The following is a 682-nucleotide window of genomic DNA, read 5'->3' on the forward strand; positions in this document are numbered from 1 at the left end:
TGTTCGTACAAGCTATAAGGAGAGAGCTTTGAAAATGGAAATGTTAAATCTAGATCATTTGCCTTTACAGAAGGCATTGGTGGAGTCGGTATATAACGCCTTTGTCAATGAAGAGAATGTTATTGCCGCGGTATTGCTAGGTTCATTGTCTTCAGGAAAGGGAGACCGAGTATCGGATGCGGATGTTGTTGTTTTCACCAAAAACAATTTCCATAAAAATGCTGAGCCTTGTTTTGCTCAGTTTGAAGCTGACAGAGAGATCTTCTATCGCTTAGAAGGTGATCATAATGAGATGGCACACTTCAAAAAATATATCTTCAACGATCTAACTAGTGCTGAGATTCATTGCTTAGATTTGAGTGAACCTTTTAAGCTTTCTAAGCCCTTCATAATCCTATTCGATAAAGATGAATTTATTAATGAACTGGTTACTAACGAACCGGCACCCAAGCATGAAGATTTTCCTGTTTATACTATTGGCGACCAAGGTCTGATTTGGGAATTGTTTGACTGCATAAAATGGCTTAGCCGCGATAATAATGAATTAGCCAAAAGCTATTTAAAGAAACTCGCAGACAAACTATAGACTCGGTATTTCAAATCAAAAGAAGCGAGGTGCTTAAGAGGCCTCTATGACGTACAAAAGACGTCGGAAGTACAAGTGTCATCTTCATTCAGAAGA

Annotated in this window: 1 protein-coding gene; it reads left to right on the forward strand. The window is 38.4% G+C overall.

Annotation, left to right across the window (positions count from 1 at the left end):
- Window positions 1–34 precede the first annotated feature (34 nt).
- A complete protein-coding gene (locus R7Q09_RS25885) occupies window positions 35–586 on the forward strand; it encodes a nucleotidyltransferase domain-containing protein (RefSeq protein ID WP_031832380.1) in 552 nt (183 codons plus the stop codon).
- The last annotated feature ends 96 nt before the right edge of the window (window positions 587–682 follow it).

It is taken from the genome of Vibrio sp. 2130-1 (assembly GCF_033339515.1).

Bases quoted from the DNA above. Each gene is read 5' to 3' on its own strand.
- R7Q09_RS25885 (WP_031832380.1), top strand. From the start codon at position 35: ATGGAAATGTTAAATCTAGATCATTTGCCTTTACAGAAGGCATTGGTG.